Origin of the sequence: Arthrobacter sp. UYEF3, from assembly GCF_040546245.1 — a bacterium.
Classification (GTDB): Bacteria; Actinomycetota; Actinomycetes; order Actinomycetales; family Micrococcaceae; genus Arthrobacter.
Window position 1 is genome coordinate 46,204 of the sequence record NZ_JBEPNK010000008.1, and the last position, 23,861, is coordinate 70,064.

At 67.6% G+C, this 23,861-nt stretch carries 20 protein-coding genes; 16 read left to right on the forward strand and 4 right to left on the reverse strand.

Annotated features, from left to right (window positions below):
• Positions 1-143: 143 nt before the first annotated feature.
• The 3 genes from ABIB14_RS07850 to ABIB14_RS07860 all read right to left on the reverse strand — a co-directional run bounded on the left by ABIB14_RS07850 (position 144) and on the right by ABIB14_RS07860 (position 4,537).
• Positions 144-1,706 (reverse strand): protein kinase family protein, encoded by a 1,563-nt coding sequence (locus ABIB14_RS07850; protein WP_354235320.1) that lies wholly within the window; start codon positions 1,704-1,706, stop codon positions 144-146.
• A 175-nt stretch (positions 1,707-1,881) separates the two neighbouring features.
• The gene (gene murJ, locus ABIB14_RS07855) at positions 1,882-3,885 is read right to left on the reverse strand and encodes a murein biosynthesis integral membrane protein MurJ (RefSeq protein ID WP_502909631.1); all 2,004 of its coding nucleotides are present in this window, start codon (positions 3,883-3,885) and stop codon (positions 1,882-1,884) included.
• A 103-nt stretch (positions 3,886-3,988) separates the two neighbouring features.
• Positions 3,989-4,537 (reverse strand): NUDIX hydrolase, encoded by a 549-nt coding sequence (locus ABIB14_RS07860; RefSeq protein ID WP_502909632.1) that lies wholly within the window; start codon positions 4,535-4,537, stop codon positions 3,989-3,991.
• A gap of 170 nt (positions 4,538-4,707) precedes the next feature.
• On the opposite strand from ABIB14_RS07860, the gene ABIB14_RS07865 reads away from it, so the two are divergent.
• From ABIB14_RS07865 to ABIB14_RS07880, 4 genes are all read left to right on the forward strand, one after another.
• On the forward strand, positions 4,708-6,180 hold the full coding sequence (locus tag ABIB14_RS07865) for a CCA tRNA nucleotidyltransferase (protein WP_354235321.1): 1,473 nt from the start codon (positions 4,708-4,710) through the stop codon (positions 6,178-6,180).
• Positions 6,181-6,765, forward strand: coding sequence for a histidine phosphatase family protein (locus tag ABIB14_RS07870; protein ID WP_354235322.1), 585 nt, complete (start codon positions 6,181-6,183; stop codon positions 6,763-6,765).
• An 860-nt stretch (positions 6,766-7,625) separates the two neighbouring features.
• The gene (locus ABIB14_RS07875; RefSeq protein ID WP_354235323.1) at positions 7,626-9,095 is read left to right on the forward strand and encodes a glycosyltransferase family 87 protein; all 1,470 of its coding nucleotides are present in this window, start codon (positions 7,626-7,628) and stop codon (positions 9,093-9,095) included.
• 5 nt (positions 9,096-9,100) lie between these two features.
• On the forward strand, positions 9,101-10,540 hold the full coding sequence (locus tag ABIB14_RS07880; RefSeq protein WP_354235403.1) for a phytoene desaturase family protein: 1,440 nt from the start codon (positions 9,101-9,103) through the stop codon (positions 10,538-10,540).
• Positions 10,541-10,600: 60 nt separating this feature from the next.
• Here the strand turns inward: ABIB14_RS07880 and ABIB14_RS07885 are convergent, their stop codons facing one another.
• Positions 10,601-10,768: a hypothetical protein gene (locus ABIB14_RS07885; RefSeq protein WP_354235324.1), complete on the reverse strand. Its 168-nt coding sequence runs from the start codon at positions 10,766-10,768 to the stop codon at positions 10,601-10,603.
• A gap of 34 nt (positions 10,769-10,802) precedes the next feature.
• Between ABIB14_RS07885 and ABIB14_RS07890 the strand changes: the two genes are divergently transcribed.
• The 12 genes from ABIB14_RS07890 (at position 10,803) to ABIB14_RS07945 (ending at position 23,840) form a co-directional block, all read left to right on the forward strand.
• The gene (locus ABIB14_RS07890; protein ID WP_354235325.1) at positions 10,803-12,782 is read left to right on the forward strand and encodes a penicillin-binding transpeptidase domain-containing protein; all 1,980 of its coding nucleotides are present in this window, start codon (positions 10,803-10,805) and stop codon (positions 12,780-12,782) included.
• A 35-nt stretch (positions 12,783-12,817) separates the two neighbouring features.
• Positions 12,818-14,500, forward strand: coding sequence for an ABC-F family ATP-binding cassette domain-containing protein (locus ABIB14_RS07895; protein ID WP_354235326.1), 1,683 nt, complete (start codon positions 12,818-12,820; stop codon positions 14,498-14,500).
• A 28-nt stretch (positions 14,501-14,528) separates the two neighbouring features.
• Entirely contained in the window at positions 14,529-15,752 is a 1,224-nt protein-coding gene (locus tag ABIB14_RS07900; RefSeq protein ID WP_354235327.1) for an MFS transporter, read from the forward strand.
• 9 nt (positions 15,753-15,761) lie between these two features.
• On the forward strand, positions 15,762-17,264 hold the full coding sequence (locus tag ABIB14_RS07905; protein ID WP_354235328.1) for a bifunctional phosphatase PAP2/diacylglycerol kinase family protein: 1,503 nt from the start codon (positions 15,762-15,764) through the stop codon (positions 17,262-17,264).
• 124 nt (positions 17,265-17,388) lie between these two features.
• Positions 17,389-18,333, forward strand: coding sequence for an ABC transporter ATP-binding protein (locus ABIB14_RS07910; protein ID WP_354235329.1), 945 nt, complete (start codon positions 17,389-17,391; stop codon positions 18,331-18,333).
• A 3-nt stretch (positions 18,334-18,336) separates the two neighbouring features.
• Positions 18,337-19,230 carry an ABC transporter permease subunit gene (locus tag ABIB14_RS07915; protein WP_354235330.1) on the forward strand — a complete coding sequence of 298 codons (894 nt, stop codon included), beginning with the start codon at positions 18,337-18,339 and terminating at the stop codon, positions 19,228-19,230.
• A gap of 362 nt (positions 19,231-19,592) precedes the next feature.
• Entirely contained in the window at positions 19,593-20,939 is a 1,347-nt protein-coding gene (locus tag ABIB14_RS07920) for a M18 family aminopeptidase (RefSeq protein WP_354235331.1), read from the forward strand.
• Between the two features lie 260 nt (positions 20,940-21,199).
• Positions 21,200-21,505, forward strand: a complete 306-nt coding sequence (gene rpsF, locus ABIB14_RS07925) for a 30S ribosomal protein S6 (protein WP_354235332.1) — start codon at positions 21,200-21,202, stop codon at positions 21,503-21,505.
• A gap of 53 nt (positions 21,506-21,558) precedes the next feature.
• Positions 21,559-22,140 (forward strand): single-stranded DNA-binding protein, encoded by a 582-nt coding sequence (locus ABIB14_RS07930; RefSeq protein ID WP_354235333.1) that lies wholly within the window; start codon positions 21,559-21,561, stop codon positions 22,138-22,140.
• A 125-nt stretch (positions 22,141-22,265) separates the two neighbouring features.
• A complete protein-coding gene (gene rpsR / locus ABIB14_RS07935) occupies positions 22,266-22,505 on the forward strand; it encodes a 30S ribosomal protein S18 (RefSeq protein WP_003800144.1) in 240 nt (79 codons plus the stop codon).
• Positions 22,506-22,522: 17 nt separating this feature from the next.
• The gene (gene rplI, locus ABIB14_RS07940) at positions 22,523-22,975 is read left to right on the forward strand and encodes a 50S ribosomal protein L9 (protein ID WP_354235334.1); all 453 of its coding nucleotides are present in this window, start codon (positions 22,523-22,525) and stop codon (positions 22,973-22,975) included.
• 238 nt (positions 22,976-23,213) lie between these two features.
• The gene (locus ABIB14_RS07945) at positions 23,214-23,840 is read left to right on the forward strand and encodes an FMN reductase (RefSeq protein ID WP_354235335.1); all 627 of its coding nucleotides are present in this window, start codon (positions 23,214-23,216) and stop codon (positions 23,838-23,840) included.
• Positions 23,841-23,861: the final 21 nt, after the last annotated feature.

Genomic DNA, 23,861 nt, shown 5'->3' on the forward strand with positions numbered 1-23,861 from the left:
GCCAGAATGGCCGGCCACATGGCACAACTGATTATTTGATTTGAATATTCCGCTGGGTTTGGGCACCAGCGTGGCGTGCCACCACTCAGGTTACAGCTTTGCCCCCGGTGGCTACCGGGGGCCGGAGCGTGTTATGGAGGGCCTTACTGGACCCGGATCTCCGCCAGGCGGAGGCCGTATCCGTACCGCGTCTTGGGGGCTGCCAGTTTGGGGAGGGCCTTGATGGAGATGATCACAAACTGTGCCGTGACGGGTTCCTGCAGCTGCATGGTGAGTTCCGGGGAGGTGAAGCTGTTGTTGCCCACCTGCTTGGCCCCGTCCAACGAGGGCCGGTCATTGGTGAAGACGCTGATGTTGCCGCCGGCGGCACCGAGTTGGCTCAGGGTTACCGAGGAGATTTTGGCCGGTTCCTTGAGCTTGACCAACAGCGGAACGCCGTCGGGGGCAAATCCTCCCCAGCCGTCGCTGGCGAATTCCATGTCTGACCAGTAACTGGCAGCATTCCCGTCGAAGGTTTTGACGAGGTCACCGTCATAGGTCGCGGCGAAATCGAAGTTGCCCTGACGGGTGACGGATTCGATGGCCGGTGCGACGGCGGGCGGCGCGCTCGGGGTCGCGGACGGCGTACCGGACGGTACCTGGACCTGGGTGCTGGATGCCCCGGTGGTCTTGGCGGCTTCCGGCGTACTGCCCTTGAAGAGGCCGCCAAGGTTGGTGACGGCAAAGATCAGGCCGATCACCAGAACGGCTGCCAACAAGGCGCCGACGATCCACCGCGTGGAACGGGGCTCGCGTTGCGGCTCGTCGTCCTCGTCGACGTCGTCGACGTCATAGTCGTTGTAGCGGTCAGCTGACGCATCCTGTTTCGCGGAGGCCGGGAAACTCCCGGCAGCGCGGTCTGCACCGCTTGCGGCCGCCCGGGCCGCAGTCCGCTGATCAGGCACGGCGTCGTCGTAATAGTCATCTTCCCAGAGCGATACCTTGGGCGTTCCGGCAGCCTGTACCGGCTGCGGGGCGACGGGCTGCGGCGCGACTTTTTGTGCGGCCTTGGGCCGCGGTGCCTCGTCCTGCGGGGCGGTCTTCGGGGATTTGGAAGCGTTCGCAGCGGCGGCTCCGGCAGCCACTCCGGCCGCCCCGGCAGCAGCACCACGCACGCCGGCCGCCCGGGCCGCTGTGGCGGGATTCTCGGCCGGAGGTGCCGGAACGCGTTGCGGTGAGGTCGACGGCGCCTGGGCCCGCTGCGGGGCCTGGCGTTGCTGCTCCCCGTAATTGATGTACCCGGCGTCGACTTCTTCGTCGGCGTAGACGCCGTCATAGGTCTCGGGCTCGGTGGAACGCGGCTGGCCGAAGATTTCGCTGCCCAGCGTGTCGGTGAAGAATGGTTCCACGTACGGCGGATTGGAACTGACCACCAGGTCAAGCAGGTCAGCGGCCGAGGTGTGGTTCGTGACGAGGTAGGTGGCCGCATCGCTGACCCCGAGGTCGAGGATCTGGACGTGGCCCGGACGTTCCCCTGTCGCGACCTCGCGGGCACTATGGGCCACCTGGTCGGCGTTGCCCGGCCCGGCGACGAGGATACTCACAGGGCGGTTCAGTACCTGGTCCACCCCGTCCAGCACCAGATCCTGGTCATGCGAGGTCAGAACCGTGGCAGTGACCTTGTAACGGCCGCCAAGTACTGATCCGACATCGATCGGGTGGGACACGGGTTCCTCCTAGACTGTCCGGGAAATGCTGGCATCACTGACTTCGACAGTCACTTCAGGCCCCCCGGTAAGGCCGGTTGACCTCAGGTCTGCAACTCCCCTTGTTAGTCTCCGATCCTAGCCGATGCGCTGTCCGTGCCGCGTGATCCCGGCAACCGGAAGCGGCGGCACGCCATTATTTCTTCCGCCGGCCGAAAGGGAAGTGCGGGTTGTGGCCGGCCTGACCCTGGTAGGTCCGGCGCCCCGGCAGGGGAATCTCGGGCCGACCCTGGCTGGCCTGGGCGGTGCCGGGCACCTCCTCTTCGGGGAGGTAGCCGCCGCCGGCTTCCCAGCCCGAGACGTCCTCACCGCGCAGCTCAGGGCCGGCGCGGAAGGAAGCGGCGTCAAATTCGCCCGAGATCCTGGGGATCAGGCCCGTGTCCACCGAGGTGGTGGCGCGTTCCGTGGCCGCGGCAGGGGTGCGCCGCAGCCGGCCCAGGAAGGGTTGGAGCAGGTCCCGCAGTTCCGTGACCCGGAGGACCTTCAAGAGGCAGAGGTACACGGCGAGCATCACCGGTCCGACGACGACGATCGTCACCAGGGCTGCCGGCCGGCTGCTCCAGGCGAAGCCTTCGGCCTTATAGCTGCCCAGCAGCCACAGGCCACCGGCGCCGGCCAGCGCCGAGCCGAGCGCCGCGTAGCCCATGCGGATGTAGGAGCTGGCCACGCGCGGGCCGTCCAGATGCCCGAGGAGTCGGCGCAGGAAGGTGGCGCTGACCACGACGGAGAGGATGTTTCCGCCGGTGTAGAGGAAGGCGATGGCGAAGATCATCTGGTCAAAGGGCAGGAATTGGATGAAGAAGGCCGCCACAACGTTAACGATGGCGAGCACCAGCTGGATGAAGAACGGGGTCCTCGCATCCTCGTTGGCGTAGAACACCCTGGACATCATGAAGTTGGCGCTCATGAAAGGCGTACTGAGGGCCAGAATGGTGAGCGTCTGGGCCAGCATGACGCCGTCCTGCCGGTTTTCGCCCGAGAAGAACATGCCCAGCGGGCCCGCGAGGGCGAAGAGCGCCAGGGCCCCGAAAACCGTGGCGACGGCCATGGTCCGCAGGCCGTGCGACAGCGCCCGCCGCAGCTCGGCCCGGTTGCCGTCCTGGGAGGCGCGGGTCATCCGGTTGAACAAGACCGTGGCGAGCGAGAGCGCAATGATGGAGTGCGGGAGCAGGTAGAGCTGGCTGGCCACCTCCAGCACCGCATTGCCCGGCAGCGTCGCCGCCGCGGCCTGGTCCCCCGCGCGCTCAAGCCGGAGGCGCTCGGCCCCGGGGATGGTGGCGATGCGCATGACGTAGAGGAATGCCAGCTGCCCGACGGCGGCGGTGGCCAGCGTCCACACGCTCAGCTTTGCGGCCTGACCCAGACCCACGCCGCGCCAGCCAAAGCGTGGCCGCAGACCCAGTCGCAGCCGCAGGACCGGGATCAGCAGGATGGCGGTCTGCGCGACCACACCAATAGTCGAGAACCCGGCCACCAGGAAGGTCTGGAAGGAACCCCAGTTGTCCAGCGTGTGAGGGTTGCTTGCGTTTGCGCCCAGAATCCAGATGAACATGCCCAGGCCGGCGATCGCGACGACGTTGTTCAGGATCGGCGCCCACATGGCGGGCCCGAAGGCACCGTTGGCGTTCAGGACCTGGGTGAGCAAGGCGTACAGGCCGTAGAAGAAGATCTGCGGGAGGCACCAGAACGCAAAGGACACGGCCAGCGACTTTTGCTGCGGCGAATAACCCTGCGTGGTCAGTTCAATCACCCACGGGGCCAGGAGCGTCACCAACAGCGTCAGCGAGAGCAACACGACAACGGCCAGCGTCAGCAGGCGGCTGATGTAATCCGCGCCGCGGTCCGGGCCCTTGCTGGCTTTGATGATCTGGGGCACCAGGACAGCGTTGAACACGCCGCCGGCCACCAGCAGGAAGATCAGGTTTGGCAGGTTGTTGGCGTTGATGAACGTGTCGGTCACGGTGGAGCCGAGACCCAGGGCCGCCGCCAGCATCCAGGTCTTACCGAAGCCCAGGAAGCGCGAAACCAGGGTTCCGGCGGCCATCACGGCGCTGGAACGGGCCTCACTGGACTGCGCCGCCGGGGTGGCGGCGCCCCCGGCGGGAGGGGGCATTTCTGGGGAGGGCTTGGCTGCAGACATTGACTTCATCGTCTCACCCGGGCGCGTCTTTGTGCGCAACCCACGGTACCGGGACGGCTTGTGGCCCGGCCGCACCGGCGTCCCGGCGCCACGGGCGACCGGCTCAGCGGTGTTCGGGCAGAACTTCCCGGGCGAGGTCCGCGATGCGGCGCTCATTCGGGAAGGAGAGCTTGCGGGCCAGTTCGTGGATGGGGACCCAGGCGACGTCAACGGCTTCCTGGTCCGGGTCGTTCTCGATGGTCAGGTCACCGCCGGTGGACTGCAGGAGATAGTGGTGGACGGTTTTGTGGACGCGGTGTCCGCTGACGGTGAACCAGTAGTCGATGCTGCCCAGCGGCGCCAGGATCTTGCCTTCGATCCCGGTTTCCTCCGCGATTTCACGGACCGCGGCTTCCTCGTTGCTTTCCGTGCCTTCCGGGTGGCCCTTCGGGAGGCACCACTCGAGGCGGCCGCCGCGGTTGAGTCGGGCGATGATGGCAACCCGCAGCTCGCCGTCGGACGTGTCCACCACGACGCCGCCGGCGGAGATTTCCTCCACGGTCGGCAGCGAAGCCTGTCCCGGGTGCTGCGCCGGCGCGACATTGGCACCGATTGCCGATGGCAACGGTGCGTTCGTCCTCCTGCCGGGAGCGCTCGGTACGGGATGGGCCATAAAGTCCACTCTAACTACACTTGCCCTGACTTGATGACCTAAACATGACAGGAAAGTGGCCGGCGGAATAACCTGGCGGCGCCTCTGCCGCCGAGCGCCGCGCACCAACTGGGAACCCGGACGGCTCCCGGTGTGGTGCTGGCCGGGATTTCTGACAAGCTTAAGAGACTATGGCGCACCCACATCAGCAGACTGACCCCCACACCGTCGACTTCCAGGTGGACCCGGTGGTCCTCGAGCTTGGGCAGCGCTTTGTCGACGCCGGTCACGAACTTTCCCTGGTGGGCGGGCCAGTGCGCGACCTGTTCCTGGGCCGGGTATCGCTGGACCTGGACTTCACTACTGACGCGACGCCCGACCAGACGGTGGCGCTGATCAAGAAGTGGGCCGACAACTATTGGGAGATCGGGCGCGCCTTCGGAACGATCGGCATGCGGAAGGCCGGCTTCCAGATTGAGGTCACCACCTACCGTGCCGAGGCCTATGACCCGGAGTCGCGCAAACCGGTGGTGGCGTTCGGATCGTCGCTCACCGATGACCTGCTGCGGCGGGACTTCACCATCAATGCCATGGCCCTGCGGCTCCCGGCGATGGAACTGGTGGACCCGTTCGGCGGAGTCCGGGACCTGCACTCGTCCATGCTGGCCACGCCCGGTTTGCCGGAAGACTCCTTCTCCGATGACCCGCTGCGGATGATGCGGGCCGCCCGTTTCGCGGCCCAGCTGGGAGTGACAGTACACGCGGACGTGCGGCAGGCAATGACCAAGATGGCCGAGCGGATCAAGATCATCTCCGCGGAGCGGGTGCGCGACGAGCTGGTCAAGCTCATCTGCGCCGCGCAGCCCCGAACCGGCGTTGACCTGCTGGTGGAGACGGGCTTGGCGGAGTTCGTGCTGCCCGAGGTCTCCGCCCTGAGGCTCGAAGCCGACGAACACCACCGCCACAAGGACGTCTACCAACACTCGCTACAGGTCCTGGAGCAGGCCGCGGCACTCGAATCCGGTGCCGACGGGCCCGTGCCCGGCCCGGATTTTGTGCTGCGGTTCGCCGCGCTCATGCATGACGTCGGCAAGCCCGCCACGCGCCGTTTCGAGGCCGGCGGCGCGGTGAGTTTCCGCCACCATGACATGGTGGGGTCCAAGCTCACTTCCAAGCGGATGAAGGCGCTCCGTTTCGACAACGACACCATCAAGGCGGTGGCCCGCCTGGTGGAACTGCACATGCGCTTCTACGGCTACGGAGAGGCAGGCTGGAGCGATTCGGCGGTCCGGCGCTATGTCACCGACGCCGGACCGCTCCTGGAGCGCCTGCACCGGCTGACCCGTTCGGATGTGACCACCCGCAACCAGCGAAAGGCAGATCGGCTCGCCTTCGCCTATGACGACCTTGAGGCGCGCATCTCGGCCCTCCGCGAGCAGGAATCCCTCGACGCCGTTCGCCCCGACCTCGACGGCGGCCGGATCATGGCGCTGCTGGGACTCAAACCGGGCCCGGTGGTGGGTCGGGCCTACAAATTCCTGCTGGAAGAGCGGATGGAGCACGGACCGCTGGAGCCCGCCGTGGCCGAAACCAAGCTGCGCGAATGGTGGACGGCACAGCCGGAAGCTGCCGCCGTCGATGTGTCCCCAACAGAGGAGTCCTAAATGATCGCACCGTCCAACCCGCCCCGCCCGCAGCTCTGGATCCTACGCCACGGTGAAACGGAATGGTCCAAGAGCGGACAGTACACCGGCCTCACCGACCTCCCGCTCACAGTGGAAGGCGAGCAGCAGGCCGTCGAGTCGCGGAAGGTGCTCGACGCCGTCGACTTCGACCTGGTGCTGACCTCTCCGCTGCGCCGCGCACGCCGGACGGCGGAGCTGGCAGGCTTTCCGGACGCCCAACTGGAACCCCTGGCGGTGGAATGGGACTACGGCGACTATGAGGGCATCAGTTCGGACCTGATCCGCAAGGACAACCCCGACTACTTGATCTGGACCTACGGTGTGCCCAACGGGGAGGCCCTCGACGACGTCGCGGCCCGCGCGGACAAGATCGTGGCCAGGGTGCTGGAATCCGGCCTGGACAATGTGCTCATTGTTGCGCACGGTCATTTCTCCCGGATCCTCACCGCGCGCTGGCTCGGCCTCGACGCCCGTGAGGGCCGGCATTTCGTGCTCGGCACCGCGAAAGTATGCACGTTGGGCTGGGACAAAAAGACCCCCGCCGTCGTCCGCTGGGGTCTATAAACCCCCGCGAAAAGTTTTTCCAAGAATTTTATATGATTTAGAAGTCAAACGCAGCAATTGTGATGTATTTTTATTCCTGTCCCCAGAGCGACTTGCCGGGGGCAAGGCGCGAGGCGCCCGGCCAGTCAGCCGGAGCCGCGGCAGAACAGAAAAGGAGGTTGGGAAAATGAATACTTTGACTGGCGGATGGATGTACACCCTCACCGCCACCCCGACCTCTGCCGCTGCCCTGCGCCCGAAAGCCGGACTGCCCGCCTGCTAATTCTTCCGCTGCCGGCCTGACGCCGCAGCAGGAGCTTGGCCAGGCCGCCCCTCCGGGCAGCCTGCGCGGAACGTCGGAGCAAGCGGAACCACGCGGTTGAGCCGTATCCCGACGTGCGAAGTATCCCCATAGCTCGGAACTTAGCTTCTTGTTGGGGCTGCGGCGCCATTGCAAGCGGGACATTCTTTCGCTTTAGCGAATCCCCTCATTAGGACCGGTTCTATCCGCACCTGGTGTGGACTAATTTCACAAATTCCAGGGGCACTATTTGTCATGCCAAATTACTTTCCATTCCGACCCAAGAAAGGCAATCGTGAACACTGCAATGAGTCCGATCGCAACGGACTGATCCGCTGATGACGTGCGGGCCCGGCCTCCGCCAGGCAGGGCCCCGTGCCTGAGACGGAGCGTGGCTTGATGACACCCTTCCGAGCAAGTCCCCAAGGAGCCCACGCGGCGACGCGTGGGCTCCCCGGATTAACAAACGCCTACCGACAGCGACCGCCTGAGCTGTCGTCTCACCGACCGTTTGCGCAACGGGGCTTCAGCCCCCGGGTCCTGCCGCAGGACAGCCCGGCCGCCCCGGTAAGCTCGAGGCATGCAGCAGACAACGCGGCCGGAGCACCGCAAGCGGATCCGACTGGTAGTCCCCAGCCGCGGTGATCTGCTGCTGCGGAATTTCACAGAAGTCATCGGCGGACCGCTGGGCCGCCGCGCGGCCCCCGGCGTCGTCTCCCCGGGGCTCTTCACCGTGGAGCGCGTGCTTGTCCTGCTCACCGTCCTGGCGGCTCTGCTGGGGATCCTGCTGAAGGGCTACTGCCGGAGCAACGGCTGGGAGTCGCCCGGGCAGTTCTATGCCACCTGCTACTCGGACTTTGCCGAACTGTACAAGAATCGCGGCCTGGGCGACGGAGCGTTTCCCTTCGTCACCGCGGGAAGCTTCTTCGAATACCCGGTGCTGATGGGTTTCATCGCCGGCGCCACGGCCCTCCTGGTGCCCGGGGATGGCGTCAGCAATGCCCGGGTCCTCGCCTACTTCGATGTCAACGCCACCCTGGTTGTCGCCGTCTGGATCGTCACGGTGCTGGCCACCGCGCGCACCGCGCGACGCCGGGCCTGGGACGCCGCGATGGTGGCCCTCGCCCCGGGCATTGTCCTTGCCGGCTTCATCAACTGGGACCTGTGGGCGGTCGGGCTGCTGGCGCTGGGCATGTACTTCTTCGCCCGGAACAAGTTGCTGCTCGCCGGTCTCTTCATCGGGCTTGGCGCCGCAACAAAGCTCTACCCGGTGCTGATCCTCGGCGCCGTCGTGCTGCTGGCCCTCCGCACCGGCAAGATCCGTGCGTTCCTGCTCACCGCCGGTGCGGCCTCGGTGAGCTGGCTGGTCGTGAACCTCCCGGCCGCCGCCGGCGACCCGGCCGGCTGGAAGTACTTCTACCAGTTCACGGAGTCGCGGCCGGCGGGCTACAGCTCCCCCTGGTTCGCCTACAACCTGGTGTCCGGACGCCTCGGCTGGAAACCGCTGGACGCGGAGGCCATCAATGCCCTGGCCCTTAACGTCTTCCTGGCTGCCTGCGTGCTAATCGCGGTCCTGGCTCTCTCGGCGGCGCGCCGGCCGAGGCTGGCCCAGCTGGTGTTTCTGATCGTGGCCGCGTTCATCCTCACCAACAAGGTCTATTCGCCGCAGTTCGTGATCTGGCTGATCCCGCTGCTGGCCCTGGCCCGGCCACGGTGGCGGGGCTTCCTGGTCTGGCAGGCCATCGAGGGGCTGCACTGGGCCGCCATCTGGATGTATCTTGGCCAGGTGACCAGCGCGGGTGCCAGCCAGCACAACATCGATATGCCCTACTACGTGCTCGCCGTCCTGGCGCACATGACCGCCCTCGTCTATCTCATGGCGAGGGTGGTCTGGGACATCTGCGACCCGGGCTACGACGTCGTTCGCCGGCATGGCATGGACGATCCCCACGGTGGTCCGTTCGATGGCGCCGCCGACTGGCTGCGGCTGGACCTCAGGCGGCCTTCCGCGTCCGTGATGCCGTGGCGGCGTGACAACGTGGACGCCTGATGCCGGTGCCTGATGTCGCCGTCGTCGGCGCCGGCCCCAACGGGCTGGCGGCGGCGGTGACGATGGCGCGGGCAGGACTGGCGGTGCATCTCTTCGAGGCCGCCGACTCGGTGGGCGGCGGACTCCGGACCGCTCAGCTCATCGAGCCCGGACACTTTCACGATGTGTGCTCGGCGGTGCACCCGATGGCGCTGGCTTCGCCGTTCTTCCGGGACTTCGAGTTGTCCCGGCGGGTCCGGCTGGAGGTACCCGAACTCTCCCACGGCGCACCCCTGGACGGCGGGCGGGCTGCGCTGGGGTACCGCTCGCTGGAGCGGACAGTTGACGCGCTGGGGCGCGACGGCGGCGCATACCGGCGCCTCATGGCGCCCCTGCTCGACCGGCTGGACGGCGTCGCCGAGGTGGCCCTGAACCAGTTACTCCGGGTGCCCCGGCAGCCTGTGGCAGCCGCAGTATTCGGGCTGCGGGCCCTCGAGCAGGGCACTCGTGCGTGGGGCGTAAGGTTCCGCGAAGAGCTGGCTCCCGCGCTGCTCAGCGGCGTCGCCGCGCACGCCGTCGCTCCCCTGCCGACCCTGCCCGCGGCCGCCGCGGGCCTGCTGTTGGGGGCGCTGGGCCACGCCGGCGGCTGGCCGATCCCGCTAGGCGGCTCGGCGGCGATCGCTGCGGCCATGGTGGCGGATTTCGAGGCCCACGGCGGTGTGGTTCAGACCGGGGCGCGGATTGGTGCGCTAACGGAACTGCCGCCGGCCCGGGCCACGCTGCTGGACGTTGCTCCGCCGGCACTGCTCCGGATTGCCGGCAGCCGGCTCCCGCCCCGGTACCGCCGCGCGCTGGAGTCGTTTCGCTTCGGCAACGCCGCTTGCAAGGTCGATTTCATCCTGTCCGGGCCGGTGCCCTGGGCTGCGCGGGAACTCGCCGACGCCGGTACCGTCCATGTGGGCGGCACCCGCGCAGAAACCGCCGAGGCGGAACACCTCGTGGCCGCAGGCCGGCATCCGGAACGGCCCTACGTCCTGGTCTCTCAGCCGTCCCGCTTCGATCCCGGCCGCGCCCCGGCGGGCCGGCACATCCTCTGGACCTACTGCCACGTTCCCGCCGGGTCCACGGTGGATATGGGCGGCGCAGTGATGGCGCAGCTGGAGCGCTTCGCGCCGGGCTTCCGGGAGTTGGTGGTCGGCTTCCGTGTCACGACTGCCGCGCAACTCGCGGACTATAACGAGAATTACGTCGGCGGCGATTTCAGCGCCGGCGCGATGGATCTGCGCGGGCTGCTCCGGCGCCCCGTGCTGAGTCCTGTGCCCTGGCGGACGCCCCTTCACGGTCTGTACCTCTGCTCCTCGTCGACGCCGCCGGGACCGGGCGTGACAGGGATGCCCGGCTTCCATGCAGCCAAATATGCATTGAAGGACATATTCGGGTTGCCGGCCCCGTCGCTGGGTCTCTAGGGGCTGCGGTGAGGGTTCCTGCCGCCGAGAGACGGCCGTCCCGCACCGCCGCTACGGCGCCTACCACTGCTCAGGCACGACGGCTGCTACTGCCGGTTCGGTGCCGCCTACCGACACCCGGCTGCCGACGGCGAGGTCGAGGTCCTTGGCCAGCCCGGAGCCGATGACCGCGGCACCGTCGTCGCGGGCCGGCGGTGCGATCAGGCCCCAGGATGTCGGCCGTGACACGGCGAAGTCTGCGGCACAAGGCATAATGACGCGAATGGGGAATATTCAAAAGCTCTCACTTGGCCTGGTTGGCCTGATCCTCGGCGCCTCACTGGTGGCCTGCGGCGACGGCCGATCCGGCGCGCAGGACGCCGCGAAGCAGCTCGCCGCCGCGGTTGCCGCACTCGACGTCGGCGCCGTTCCCTTCGAGGCGAAGGACTCAGGGGCGGCGAACGAGCAGCTCAAGGCGGTGTTTAAGGGGCTGGACCCGATCAAACCCGCCGTGGAAACCGGCGAAATGACGCTGGAGGCCGGCACCGCGACCGTCCCGCTGAACTACAGCTGGAAGATCGGCGCCACCGAGTGGAATTACACCACTGTCGCCCACTTAAAGAAGTCCGGCGACAAGTGGCTGACGGCATGGAACCCGGGGACCCTGGTACCGGACCTAGCCGAGAACGAAGTCCTCGGCACCTCGACCGAGGCACCGCAGCGGGCCGATATCCTCGGCTCCGGCGACGCGAAGCTCGTCAGGTACCGGCCGGTGGTCCACATCGGCCTCGACAAGCCGCGGATGGGTTCGGCCGACCCCGCCGCCTCCGCCGCCAAACTCGCCCAGCTGGTGGGCGCCGACCCGGCGGCCTACACCCAGCAGGTGCGGGCCGCCGGCCCGGACGCGTTCGTCGCCGCCATTACCCTGCGCCAGGACGGCCGGACCGTCACGGACGAGCAGATCGCAGCAGTTCCCGGTGCCCGGGCCATCGCCGATACCCTGCCGCTCGCGCCGTCCCGCACCTTCGCCCGCGCCTTGCTGGGTACCGTGGCTGAGGCCAGCGCCGAGCAGATCGAGAAATCCGGGGGTTCGCTCCAGGCCGGTGACGTTACCGGCACCGGCGGCCTGCAGCAGCAGTACGACGCCCAGCTGCGCGGCACCGACGGCGTCCAGGTTTTCGCCCAGACGGCGGGCCTTACCGCGGAACAACGCCAGGCCCAGCTGAACGGCGGCCGCCGCGTGGTCTTCCAGGAACCGATGAGACCCGGAACCCCGCTGAAGACCACCGTGGACCCGACGCTGCAGCAACTGGCCGAGGACGTCCTGGCCAAGGTGGGTCCGGCGTCGGCCATCGTGGCGCTCCGGCCCTCCACCGGTGCGGTGCTCGCAGCCGCCTCAGGCCCCGGAAGCAACGGCTATGACACCGCCATGCTGGGCCAGTACGCCCCCGGATCCATCTTCAAGATGGTCGACTCGTTGGCGATGTTCCGCACCGGCATGACCCCCGATTCCAAGGTTGACTGCCCGGCGACCCTCACCGTCGACGGCCGGACCTTCAAGAACGCCGAGGGCTACCCTGCCGCGTCGCTGGGGTCAGTGTCCCTGCGCGACGCCTTCGCGCACTCCTGCAATACCGCCTTCATCAACGCCCGGGACAAGGTCAGCCAGGCCCAGCTGGAATCCGCGGCCACCTCCCTGGGCGTGGCCGTGGAAGCCCCCGGCCTCGGGGCGGACGCCTTTCTGGGCTCCGTTCCGGGCGCCGCCGAAGGCACCGAGCATGCCGCCTCGATGATCGGCCAGGGCAAGGTGCTGGTGTCCCCGCTGGCAGCCGCCATCATGGCCGGGTCCGTCGCCAAGGGCGCCCCCGTAACCCCGCAGCTCGTGCTGAACCCCCACGCCGGCGACGCTGCCACCCCTGCCGCCGGCCCCACGGCGTCCGCTGCCGCACCGTCGTCGCCAACCCCGGCGCCGGCGAAAACCTCCGGCACGCCGCTTACCGCGGCTGAAGCCGCCTCGCTGGCAGACATGATGCGGGCCGTGGTGACCTCCGGCCACGCCGGCTTCCTCGCCTCCGTGCCCGGCGCACCGGTAGGCGCCAAAACCGGGACAGCCGAATTCGGCAAGGAGGACCCGCCCAAGACCCATGCGTGGATCGTGGCCGTGCACGGCGACCTAGCGGTCGCCGTGTTCGTCGAGGACGGCGGCCTCGGCGCCACCACGTCCGGGCCGCTGCTCAAGGAGTTCCTCACCGCCGCCGGCTGAGACTCCGGCCCGCGCGGTCATGGGAAGATTGCCGGGTGGCCCATATAGACGTTTCCGGCATCGACTACTTCCTCTCCGACGGTACCCAGCTGCTCAACGGGGTGACGTTCAAGGTCCCCGACGGCACCAAAACGGCGCTGATCGGGCCGAACGGGACCGGCAAGACCACGCTGTTCCGGATCATCTCCGGCGACCTCGTTCCGGACGAAGGAGTGGTGGGCCGGTCCGGCAACATGGGCATCATGCGGCAGTTCGTGGGCCAGGTCCGGGACGAATCGACCGTCCGCGACCTGCTGGTCTCCGCCGCCCCGCCGGCGTTGGCGGCTGCCGCCCGCGCCGTCGACGAGTCGGAACTCGCCATGGTGGAGCACGACGACGAGCCCACCCAGATGAAGTACGCGCAGGCCATCGTGGACTGGGGCGACGCCGGCGGCTACGACGTCGAGACCGTCTGGGACGAGGTCTGCATGGCGGCCCTCGGGTTGCCCTTCGACCGCGCGCAGCACCGGCCCGCGTCGAGCCTCTCCGGTGGTGAGCAGAAACGGCTTGTGTTGGAGGCGCTTTTCGCCGGACCCGACGAACTGCTGCTGCTCGACGAGCCGGACAACTACCTGGACGTGCCGGGCAAGCGCTGGCTCGAAGCGAAGCTCAATGAGTCCAGGAAAACCGTCTTGTTCATCAGCCATGATCGCGAACTCCTGAACAACGCCGCCGGCCGCATCGTAACCCTGGAACCGGGCATCAACGGTGCCGGCGCGTGGATCCACGGCGGCGGTTTCGGCTCCTACGTCGACGCCCGCGCGGACCGGAACGCCCGCTTCGAGGAGCTCCGCAAACGCTGGGACGAGGAGCATGTGAAGCTCAAAGAACTCGTCAACATGTACAAGAACAAGGCCGCGTTCCGCTCCGACATGGCCAACCGGTACCACGCCGCGCAGACCCGGCTGGCGAAGTTCCTCGAGGCCGGGCCGCCCGAGGCGCTGCCGATAGAGCAGAACGTGCAGATGCGGCTCAAGGGCGGACGCACGGCAAAGCGCGCCGTCGTGGCGGAAAAGCTGGAGCTCACCGGGCTGATGAAGCCCTTCTCCACTGAAGTCTGGTTCGGCGACCGGGTCGGTGTACTTGGCTCCAACGGCTCCGGCAAGAGCCACTTCCTGCGCCTGCTCGCCACCGGCGGGACCGATCCGGAGCGGGAGCACCTGCCCGTATCCGACGTCGAGATCGCCGAAGTCCCGCACGACGGCACGGTGAAACTCGGTGCCCGGATCCGGCCCGGTTTCTTCGCCCAGACGCACGTCCGGCCCGACCTGCTCGGCAAAACGCTGCTGGAAATCCTGCACCGCGGCGACGAGCACCGCTCCGGGCTGGGCCGCGAAGCTGCCGCCGGTGCCCTGGACGGCTACGGCCTTGCCTCGCAGGCGGAGCAAAAGTACGAGTCCCTCTCCGGTGGCCAGCAGGCCCGGTTCCAAATCCTGCTGCTGCAGCTCTCCGGCGCCACCCTGCTGCTGCTCGACGAGCCTACCGACAACCTGGACCTGCACTCGGCCGAGGCGCTGGAACGGGCCATCGACCACTTCGAGGGCACGGTCCTGGCCGTCACCCACGACCGCTGGTTCGCCCGCACCTTCGACCGCTTCCTGGTCTTCGGCTCCGATGGCAAGGTCTACGAATCGGCCGAGCCCGTGTGGGACGAGAAACGCGTCGAGCGGGCCCGCTGACCGACGGCCCGTCGCTAGAGTGGTGGGGATGACCTCCCGCCCGCAGCCGCCCGTCGAGGCCCGCCGCCCGAACCTCAACGCGGCAGCCGCAGCCACCTTTCTGGTCTTCGGGATCAACGGCCTCGTGTTCGCTAGCTGGGCGGCCCGCATCCCCGCGGTCACCGACATCCTGCACATCACCGCAGGACAAATGGGAAGCCTGCTGCTGTGCGTCGCCGTCGGCTCGCTGATCGCGCTGCCCACCGCCGGACACGTGGTGGGCCGGCTCGGAACTGCCAATACCGTGCGCGCCGGCGGCCTGCTGGCGGCCGTGGCGGGAGCCGGCGTGGCCCTGTCGCTCGGGGCCGCTGCTGTCCCCGGCACCGCGGTCTCGCTGTTCTTCCTCGGCATCGGCATCGGCCTTTGGGATGTGTCCCAGAACATCGAAGGAGCCGACGTCGAACACCGGCTCGGCCGGACCATCATGCCGCAGTTCCACGCGGCGTTCAGCGGAGGCGCGTTCGTGGGGGCGCTGATCGGCGCCGGACTGTCCACGCTCGGCGTCGGGCTGCCGGAACACCTGCTCGCCATCACCGCCGTCGTGGCTGTGGCCACCCTGATAGCGCCGCGGTTTTTCCTGCCGCATACGACCGAACCGGCCGCGGCCGCAGGTGAAGCCGACGCGGTCAGGAAGCCACGGGCCGCCTCCGCCTGGCGGGACGGTCGTACCCTACTGATCGGCGTCGTCGTGCTGGGCGCCACCCTCACCGAAGGCGCGGGCAACGACTGGATCGCCAAGGCCGCCGTGGACGGACTGGGTGCAGAACAGTCCACCGGGGCCCTGTTGTTCGCCGTCTTTGTGCTGGCGATGACCGCCATGCGCTTCTTCGGCGGCCGGGCGATCGATGTGTACGGCCGGGTGGCGGTGCTGCGGGCCAGCATGGCTGCGGCGGCTGCCGGACTGGCGCTTTTCGTCTTTGCCGGCAACCTCTGGCTTGCCACCGCCGGCGCGGTCCTCTGGGGCGTGGGAGCGGCCCTCGCCTTCCCGATGGGCATGTCCGCCGCGGCCGACGATCCCAAGCACGCCGCGGCCCGGGTCTCGGTCGTGTCCACCCTCGGCTACATCGCTTTTTTGGCCGGGCCGCCCCTACTGGGCTACCTCGGCGACCTGACCGGCCTCCGGCCGGCACTGCTCGCTATCGGGGCGCCGATCCTGGTTGCCTTGCTGCTCGCTGGCGCCGCGCGGCCCGTGCGCGCCGGCGGTCCGCAGTAGGGTTGGTCAATGCGAAGCGTGCTGAGAAAAGTCCCCGGCCGGCTGGAGGAGCTCGACCGGAAACTGGTCCACTCAGTCGCGCAGCTGCCCGGCGGAAGCCACGACGACTTCTTCCGGCGGCTCTCCTCGGCCGCCAACCAGGGCAAGCTCTGGATCTGCATAGCCGCGGTGATGGCCCTGTTTCCCGGCGATACCAGGCGTGCGGCCCTGCATGGCGTGCTGGCACAGGGCGCGGCCTCTGCCGTGACCAACCTGGTCTTCAAGTCCCTGCTGCCCCGGGCCCGTCCGCTGCCCGAGCACCTGCCTGTTTTCCGCTTCGTCAACCCGCAGCCCGCCAGCTCCTCCATGCCATCGGGACACTCCGCCTCGGCGGCCGCCTTCGCCCTCGGCGTGGGGCTGGTCCGGCCGGCGCTGGGCACCGCGCTGGCGCCTCTCGCGGCGGGGGTCGCCTACTCCCGGGTACACACCGGGGCGCACTGGCCCTCGGACGTCTTCTTCGGCTCGGCAATCGGGGCCGGCGCTGCCCTCGTGACGCGAAAGTGGTGGCCGGTCCGTCCGCCGGCACCTGCGGTCCGGCGCACCCCGGTCGAGGCCGCGGCGCTCCCGGCCGGTGAGGGACTAGGTATCGCCGTCAACACGCTGGGCGGGTCCTACTCCGCCGAAACTGCCGACGCCCTGCAGGGGGTATTCCCCAAGGCGTATATAAAGGAGGTCGGCCCGGACGATGACGTAGCGTCGGAAATCGAGGCGGTGGCGATCCGGCCCGGCATCGTCGCGCTCGGCGTCTGGGGCGGGGACGGCACCGTCGGGACCGCCGCGGCGGCCGCCGTCGAGCATTCCGTCCCGCTCCTGGTGCTGCCAGGCGGAACGCTGAACCACTTCGCCCGGGACGCCGGGACCGCCACCCTGCAGGCCGCAGTCGACGCCGCCACCCACGGGGAGGCGGCGTGTGCGGACATCGGGTGCGTCCTGGTCGAACGCGGGCTGCCGGACAGCCCGGAGCAGCTGGAGTTGACCATGCTGAATACCGCCAGCATCGGCCTGTACCCCAACCTGGTGCGCCGGCGGGAGCACCTCCAGCCGGCGCTGGGGAAGCCGCTGGCCGGTGTCATTGCCATGTTCCGGACCTTTGCCGCGGGCACCCCGAGCACTCTGGTGGTGGACGGCGTGCGGCACAAGCTCTGGATCCTCTACCTCGGCCGGGGCCGCTACTACCCCCGTGACCACGCGCCCTTGGTCCGGCCGGTACTGGACGACGGCGTGCTGGATCTCCGAATGATCACCGCCGACGAGTCGTTTGCCCGCCTCCGCCTGCTGTGGGCAGTGCTGACCGGAACAGTGGCAACCTCCCGGATCACGCACCTGAGCGAAGCCAGCAGGATCCGGGTGGAACAAGGGGACTCATCGATGGTGCTGGCGGTGGACGGCGAGGTCATGCCCGGGGTCCGTGCTGTGGAGTTCTCGGTCAGGCCCGCCGGGCTGGTGTACTACACACCGCTGCCGATGGGCTGAGTGCAGTCATCCCCGAGGATTACCCTGATTCGCCCCTGAATCATCCCTGGGAGGGGCGAATTCGCCGGAACCCGCCGGTAGCGTGGTGCGTACACAACCACACGCAACGCAAAGGAACGCTTCCATGATCGAAGCACGAGGCCTGACCAAGGTGTACGGCGAAAAAACCGCCGTCGCAGGAGTCAATTTCACCGTAGAAGCCGGCCGGGTCACCGGCTTCCTGGGTCCCAACGGGGCCGGCAAGTCCACCACCATGCGCATGATCATGGGGCTGGACCGGCCGACGTCGGGCTCCGTCACGGTCAACGGCGTCCCGTTCGACCGGCACCGCGCGCCGCTGCGCGATGTGGGGGCCCTGCTGGATGCAAAGGCGGTCCACACAAGCCGGTCGGCCTATAACCACCTGCTGGCCATGGCCGCCACGCACAGCATTCCAAAGAAGCGCGTGCACGAGGTCATCGAGATGACCGGGCTGGTCGAGGTGGCCCGGAAAAAGGTGGGCGGTTTCTCGCTCGGCATGGGCCAGCGACTGGGCATCGCAGCGGCGCTCCTCGGCGACCCGCAGACCGTCATCCTGGACGAGCCGGTCAATGGACTGGACCCGGAAGGCGTGGTCTGGGTCCGCAACCTGGTCAAGTACCTGGCTTCCGAAGGCCGTACGGTGTTCCTGTCCAGCCACCTGATGAGCGAAATGGCCGTCACCGCAGACCACCTGATCGTGATCGGCCGGGGCAGGATCATCGCCGACGCCCCGATCCAGGAGATTATTACCGGCAACGGCCAGGGCCGCACCCGGGTCCGCACCGACCAGCCGGACCACCTGATGCGCCTGCTGGCCGGCGCGGGTGTCTCCGTCGAGGCCCGGGAGAGCGAACTCCTCGAAGTCACCGGGCTGGAGCCGCGGCAGATCGCCCGCACCGCCCTCGACAACCTCGTCATGATCTACGAACTCACCCCGCTCCAGGCCAGCCTCGAGGAGGCCTACATGGAGCTGACCAAGGATGAGGTCGAATACCACTCGCTGATCACCACGGGCGCCCCGGCACCTGTCCAGTCCGGAGGCAACTAAGCCATGAGCTCAACCACTCTCGAACCCACTCCCTCCCGCCGCGGTGCGCACGCCGGCACGGCCGGCGACCGGGCCGGCGACGGCCTCAGCAACGGCCCGGGACCGAGCTTCCCGCGGGTGCTCAACGCCGAATTCATCAAATTCCGTACCCTGCTGTCCACCCTGATCCTGCTCGGCTCCACGATCGTGGTCATTGTGGGGGTCGGCGCCCTCGCGGCCTGGGGGATCGGCCAGGCGCTCCAGGCCTCCAATGCGAATCCGCAGCGTTCCGCCGCCCTGGCGGCCCAGGGAGACATTGCCGCGTCGGCGCCCAGTGCCGGCATCTCCTTTGCCCAACTGATCCTCGGTTCGCTGGCCGTGCTGATCATCAGTTCCGAGTTCACCACGGGAATGGCGCGGTCCACGTTCACGGCAGTCCCGAAGCGGACCCCGGCCTTCGTGGCCAAGCTCCTCGTCGTCGTGGTTTCCGCCTTCCTGATCACCGCACTTTCGCTCTACCTCGCCGGCCTCGTTGCCGTGCCGATTTTCGATCAGTACGGCCACACCCTGGACGTCTCGAGCGGGCACTACTACCGGACCCTCCTGATCAACAGCGTGTACGTTGCCGCCGTCGCTGCGATCGGAATGGCCATCGGTGCCCTGATCCGGAACTCCGCCGGCGGCATCATGAGCCTCGTGGGCGTCTTTTTTGTCCTACCTATCGCGCTGCAGATCATCCAGGGCGACTTCGTCAAGGAACTCCGCAAATTTGTTCCGGGCAGCACGCTGGCGCCGATGACGGCTGCCGAGCATCTCCCCGACACGCTGGAGGCCTGGCAGGCCGCGCTCGTCCTAGGCGCGTGGGTTCTCATTCCTGTGCTGCTGGCCGGCATCCTGCTCAAGAAGCGGGACGTCTAGCGGGTATCGTCCGGGATCTGCGCAATGCCGGCACCCGGCACCACCGGACATGCCCAATGCCGGCACCCGGCACCACCGGACATGCCCAATGCCGACACCCGGCACCACCGGACATGCCCAATGCCGGCACCGAGCGATGGACATAATGCCACTATGCCCATCGGCCGCCGCGACCAATGGACATGTCCGGGTGCGGCGGAAGACATGACCGGTCCTGGGTCCGGAAGGTGGGCAGGTCCGTGGGCCGCGGCGGGACATGTCCAGTCCTGCGTCAGGAGGGTGGGCATGTCCGGGGTGGTCGGCCGCGGGCGGTGCGGCCGGGCTCAGCGTTACGACATAGCGGCGGCGCTAGACTCGGAGCCATGCCTTCCTCCGCCACTGCCGCAGACCACATCCGGGACCTCGGCGCGTACGTCAGCGCGTCGCCGTCGAGCTTCCACGCAGTCCACGAGGCGGCCCGTCGGCTGGACAAAGCAGGGTTTACCGGCCTCGACGAGTTGCGGCCGTGGACCGCTGGAGGCGGCGGCACCCCCGATGGCGTGGGAATCCCCGCCGCATCCTCCGGCAAGTTCTATGTGATCCGCGACGGCGCCCTCATCGCCTGGGTGACGCCGCAGAACGCCGGGCCAACCACCGGCTTCAACATCCTCGGTGCGCACACCGATTCGCCGTCGTTCAAGCTGAAGCCCAAGCCCACCACCGGCAAATTCGGCTGGCTGCAGGCCGGCGTCGAGGTCTACGGCGGTCCGCTGCTCAATTCCTGGCTGGACCGGGAACTGCAGCTCGCCGGACGGCTGGTGATGCTCGACGGCACGCAGCACCTGACCGCCACGGGTCCGCTGCTGCGCTTCCCGCAACTGGCGATCCACCTGGACCGCGCGGTAAACGAGGGCCTGGCCCTGGACAAGCAACAGCACATGAATCCGGTCTTCGGTCTCGGCGACCCCGCCGGCACGGACCTCCTGGGCCTGCTCGCGGCGCGGGTGCCCGGAGAAACCGTCGATCCGGCGCAGATCGGCGGCTACGACGTCGTCATCGCGGACACCCAGGCACCGGCCGTGTTCGGCGCCAGGGACGAGTTCTTCGCCTCCGGCCGGCTGGACAATCTCTCCGCCACCCATGCCGGAGTCGCCGCGCTCATCGCGCACGCCGCCGGGGCGGTTCCGGCCGGCGGCCCGATCGCCGTGCTGGCCGCCTTCGACCACGAGGAAATCGGCTCCGCCTCCCGCTCCGGGGCCTGTGGACCGGTCCTGGAGGACATCCTGGTCCGCATCTCCGACGGGCTCGGCGCCACGGCGAGCCAGCGGCGGCAGGCGTTCGCGGCGTCGTTCTGCGTTTCTGCCGACGCCGGCCACGCCGTCCACCCCAACTACCCCGAGCGCCACGACCCGGCCAACCGCCCGGTCCTGAACGGCGGCCCGCTGCTGAAGATCAATGCCAACCAGCGCTATGCCACGGACGCCGCCGGTGCGGCGCTGTGGGCGCGGCTCTGCACCGACGCCGGGATCCCCTACCAGGAATTCGTCTCCAACAACGTGATGCCCTGCGGTTCCACGATCGGTCCGTTGACCGCCACCCGGCTCGGGATCAGGACGGTCGACGTCGGCGTCCCCCTGCTCTCGATGCACTCGGCCCGCGAACTGTGCGGTGTCGAGGACCCGCACCGGCTGGCGAGGGTTACCGAACTGTTCTTCCGCACCGCTTCCTAGCCCCGGGCCCGCGCCGCACGTGTGGTGCGGCCGTCTCCGACGTTATCCACATACCCGCCGGCACGCCTCCGCCGGCAGGGGCGAAGAGTCCATGATGATGGTCAGGAAGTCGTTGGAACCGGCCCGGATGCACTAAGCTGTTGAAGTCTGTGCTGCGCCCTGCCTCCGTTCCGGGGGCGATGCGCCGCACCAGCACCGCAAATGAACCTCCTGTTACGGAAATGCCGTAACCGCTTAGCCCAAAGGAGGTGGGTTCACATATGCGTCCTTACGAATTGATGGTAATCATCGACCCCGAGGTCGAAGAGCGTACCGTTGAGCCGTCGCTTCAGAAGTTCCTGACTGTCATCACCAACGATGGTGGAACCATCGAAAAGGTTGACATCTGGGGCCGTCGTCGACTGGCTTACGAGATCCAGAAGAAGTCCGAAGGTATCTACGCCGTGGTGAACTTCACCGCCGCGCCGGCTACCGCCAAGGAACTTGACCGCCAGCTGAGTCTCAACGAGACCATCATGCGCACCAAGATCACCCGCCCCGAAGAGCAGAAGGTTGTTGCTGAGTAGTCAGCTCCACCCTTCAATCTTTAACACCGCAGGAACGAACAAGGAGGCAGTAGATGGCAGGCGAAACCACTATTACGGTCATCGGTAATCTCACCAATGATCCCGAACTGAGGTTCACACCGTCAGGTTCGGCAGTAGCGAACTTCACCATCGCTTCTACGCCCCGCACTTTCGACCGCCAGTCCAATGAGTGGAAGGACGGGGAAACCCTGTTCCTCCGCGCATCGGTATGGCGCGAAGCGGCCGAGAACGTCGCCGAATCCCTCACCAAGGGCATGCGCGTGATCGTTTCCGGCCGTCTGAAGAGCCGTTCCTACGAAACGAAGGAAGGCGAGAAGCGCACCGTCATCGAGCTTGAGGTCGACGAGATCGGCCCCAGCCTGCGCTACGCCAACGCCAAGGTCAACCGAACCCAGCGCTCCGGCGCCGGGGGAGCCGGAAACGGCGGCCAGGGTGGCTTCGGCGGCGGCAACAGCGGCGGTTTCGGTGGCAACTCTGGTGGAAACCAGGGCGGCAACTCCGGCGGAAGCTGGGGCGGCAACCAGCCCGCAACGCAGGACGATCCCTGGGCGACGCCCGGGGTCAGCAATGCAGGCGGCTGGGGCAACGGCCCGGATTCCGAACCTCCCTTCTAAACATCATCTAAGGTCCGACGTCGGGACCCGCGAGGCAGCCTCATGGCAGCCGCGCGGCGACCGCCACGGATCACCACCATCCCGTGGATCAATATCCACGGGCTCCATCGAATAGGAGCTCCACGATGGCTAAGGCTGAACTCCGTAAGCCCAAACCAAAGTCCAACCCCTTGAAGGCCGCTGACATCACCGTCATCGACTACAAGGACGTAGCATTGCTGCGCAAGTTCATCTCCGACCGCGGAAAGATCCGTGCCCGGCGCGTCACTGGCGTCACGGTGCAGGAACAGCGCAAAATCGCCCAGGCAATCAAGAACGCCCGCGAAGTTGCTCTGCTGCCTTACTCCGGCGCTGGCCGCGGCTAGGGAAGGGATCAACTAACATGGCAAAGCTCATTCTGACCCACGAAGTCACCGGTCTCGGTGCTGCTGGCGACGTTGTCGAGGTCAAGGACGGTTACGCACGTAACTACCTGCTGCCCCGCAACTTCGCCCTGACCTGGTCCAAGGGTGGCGAGAAGCAGGTTGAGTCCATCAAGGCTGCCCGCGTCGCCCGCGAGCACGCTTCCCTGGAAGACGCTCAGAAGCAGGCTGCTGCATTGCAGGCCAAGCCGGTCAAGCTGGTCGTCAAGGCCGGCGAGACCGGACGCCTGTTCGGCACCGTCAAGCAGGCCGACGTTGCCGACGCTGTTGAGGCTGCCGGCCTCGGCCGCATCGACAAGCGCAAGGTTGAACTGCCGGCTCACATCAAGTCGACCGGTTCCTACCAGGCCAACGTCCGTCTGCACGACGACGTTTCCGCTGTGATCGAACTCGACGTAGTTTCAGGCAAGTAGTCGTATCTGCTGACTGAACTGCCGGGAGGCCCCCGCCTCCGGATTCCCGCTGGGAACCGGACGCGGGGGCCTTCTGATTTAAGGCCGGCTCACCCGTGGTGCAGGACCCCCATGACGGGCCGGTCGCCAGCCGCCGGCCTGGAGGGACCGGGGAATAAAGCGGGCGTGCCACCGCTTCTACGGATAGATGCAAACGCATGCAGTTACCGACCCTGCGAATGACCTACAGGAGCACACCGTGGAAACCCGCCGCATTACCGTTCTCTCCGCCGGACTTGGCGTCCCGTCGTCGAGCCGCCTGCTGGCGGACCAGCTGGCGGCCTCGGCCGAACACCAGCTTTCCGCCGCCGGCTACGCCGTGACCGTCGACGTCGTCGAACTGCGGGATCTGGCTGTTGATATTGCCAACAACTTCGTGACCGGGTACGCCGCGCCGCGGCTGGCCGAAGTGATCGCCGGGGTCGAGGCCTCGGATGGCATCATCGCCGTCAGCCCGGTCTTCAGCGCCTCGTACAGCGGGCTGTTCAAGTCATTCATTGACGTGCTCGACCCCAAGTCACTGGAAGGCAAGGCTGTCCTGCTGGGCGCCACTGCCGGCACAGACCGGCACCAGATGGTGCTGGACTTCGCGATGCGGCCGCTCTTCAGCTACCTGCGCACCCGTCCCGCCGCCACCGCCGTCTTCGCCGGTCCGCTGGACTGGGGAACTGCCGGCGCCGGCGGGACGCCGCTCTCCGCTCGGATTAAGCGGGCCGCGGGCGAGTTCACCCGTCTGCTAGACGGCGCGCAGCCCGGGTCCCGGTACGCCCCGCTGGAGTCGCTGCCATTCGAACAGCTGCTCGCCGGAATTTCCGGCGGCAACTAGGCGGCTGCCCCGTTGCGGCGT

Excerpts from the sequence above, each read along its gene's own strand:
- rpsR (WP_003800144.1), top strand. The coding sequence starts at position 22,266 with ATGGCTAAGGCTGAACTCCGTAAGCCCAAACCAAAGTCCAACCCCTTG.
- murJ (WP_502909631.1), bottom strand. The coding sequence starts at position 3,885 with ATGTCTGCAGCCAAGCCCTCCCCAGAAATGCCCCCTCCCGCCGGGGGC.
- ABIB14_RS07930 (WP_354235333.1), top strand. The coding sequence starts at position 21,559 with ATGGCAGGCGAAACCACTATTACGGTCATCGGTAATCTCACCAATGAT.
- ABIB14_RS07860 (WP_502909632.1), bottom strand. The coding sequence starts at position 4,537 with ATGGCCCATCCCGTACCGAGCGCTCCCGGCAGGAGGACGAACGCACCG.
- rpsF (WP_354235332.1), top strand. The coding sequence starts at position 21,200 with ATGCGTCCTTACGAATTGATGGTAATCATCGACCCCGAGGTCGAAGAG.
- ABIB14_RS07890 (WP_354235325.1), top strand. The coding sequence starts at position 10,803 with ATGGGGAATATTCAAAAGCTCTCACTTGGCCTGGTTGGCCTGATCCTC.
- ABIB14_RS07865 (WP_354235321.1), top strand. The coding sequence starts at position 4,708 with ATGGCGCACCCACATCAGCAGACTGACCCCCACACCGTCGACTTCCAG.
- ABIB14_RS07920 (WP_354235331.1), top strand. The coding sequence starts at position 19,593 with ATGCCTTCCTCCGCCACTGCCGCAGACCACATCCGGGACCTCGGCGCG.
- ABIB14_RS07875 (WP_354235323.1), top strand. The coding sequence starts at position 7,626 with ATGCAGCAGACAACGCGGCCGGAGCACCGCAAGCGGATCCGACTGGTA.
- ABIB14_RS07870 (WP_354235322.1), top strand. The coding sequence starts at position 6,181 with ATGATCGCACCGTCCAACCCGCCCCGCCCGCAGCTCTGGATCCTACGC.
- ABIB14_RS07905 (WP_354235328.1), top strand. The coding sequence starts at position 15,762 with ATGCGAAGCGTGCTGAGAAAAGTCCCCGGCCGGCTGGAGGAGCTCGAC.
- ABIB14_RS07910 (WP_354235329.1), top strand. The coding sequence starts at position 17,389 with ATGATCGAAGCACGAGGCCTGACCAAGGTGTACGGCGAAAAAACCGCC.
- ABIB14_RS07900 (WP_354235327.1), top strand. The coding sequence starts at position 14,529 with ATGACCTCCCGCCCGCAGCCGCCCGTCGAGGCCCGCCGCCCGAACCTC.
- ABIB14_RS07915 (WP_354235330.1), top strand. The coding sequence starts at position 18,337 with ATGAGCTCAACCACTCTCGAACCCACTCCCTCCCGCCGCGGTGCGCAC.
- rplI (WP_354235334.1), top strand. The coding sequence starts at position 22,523 with ATGGCAAAGCTCATTCTGACCCACGAAGTCACCGGTCTCGGTGCTGCT.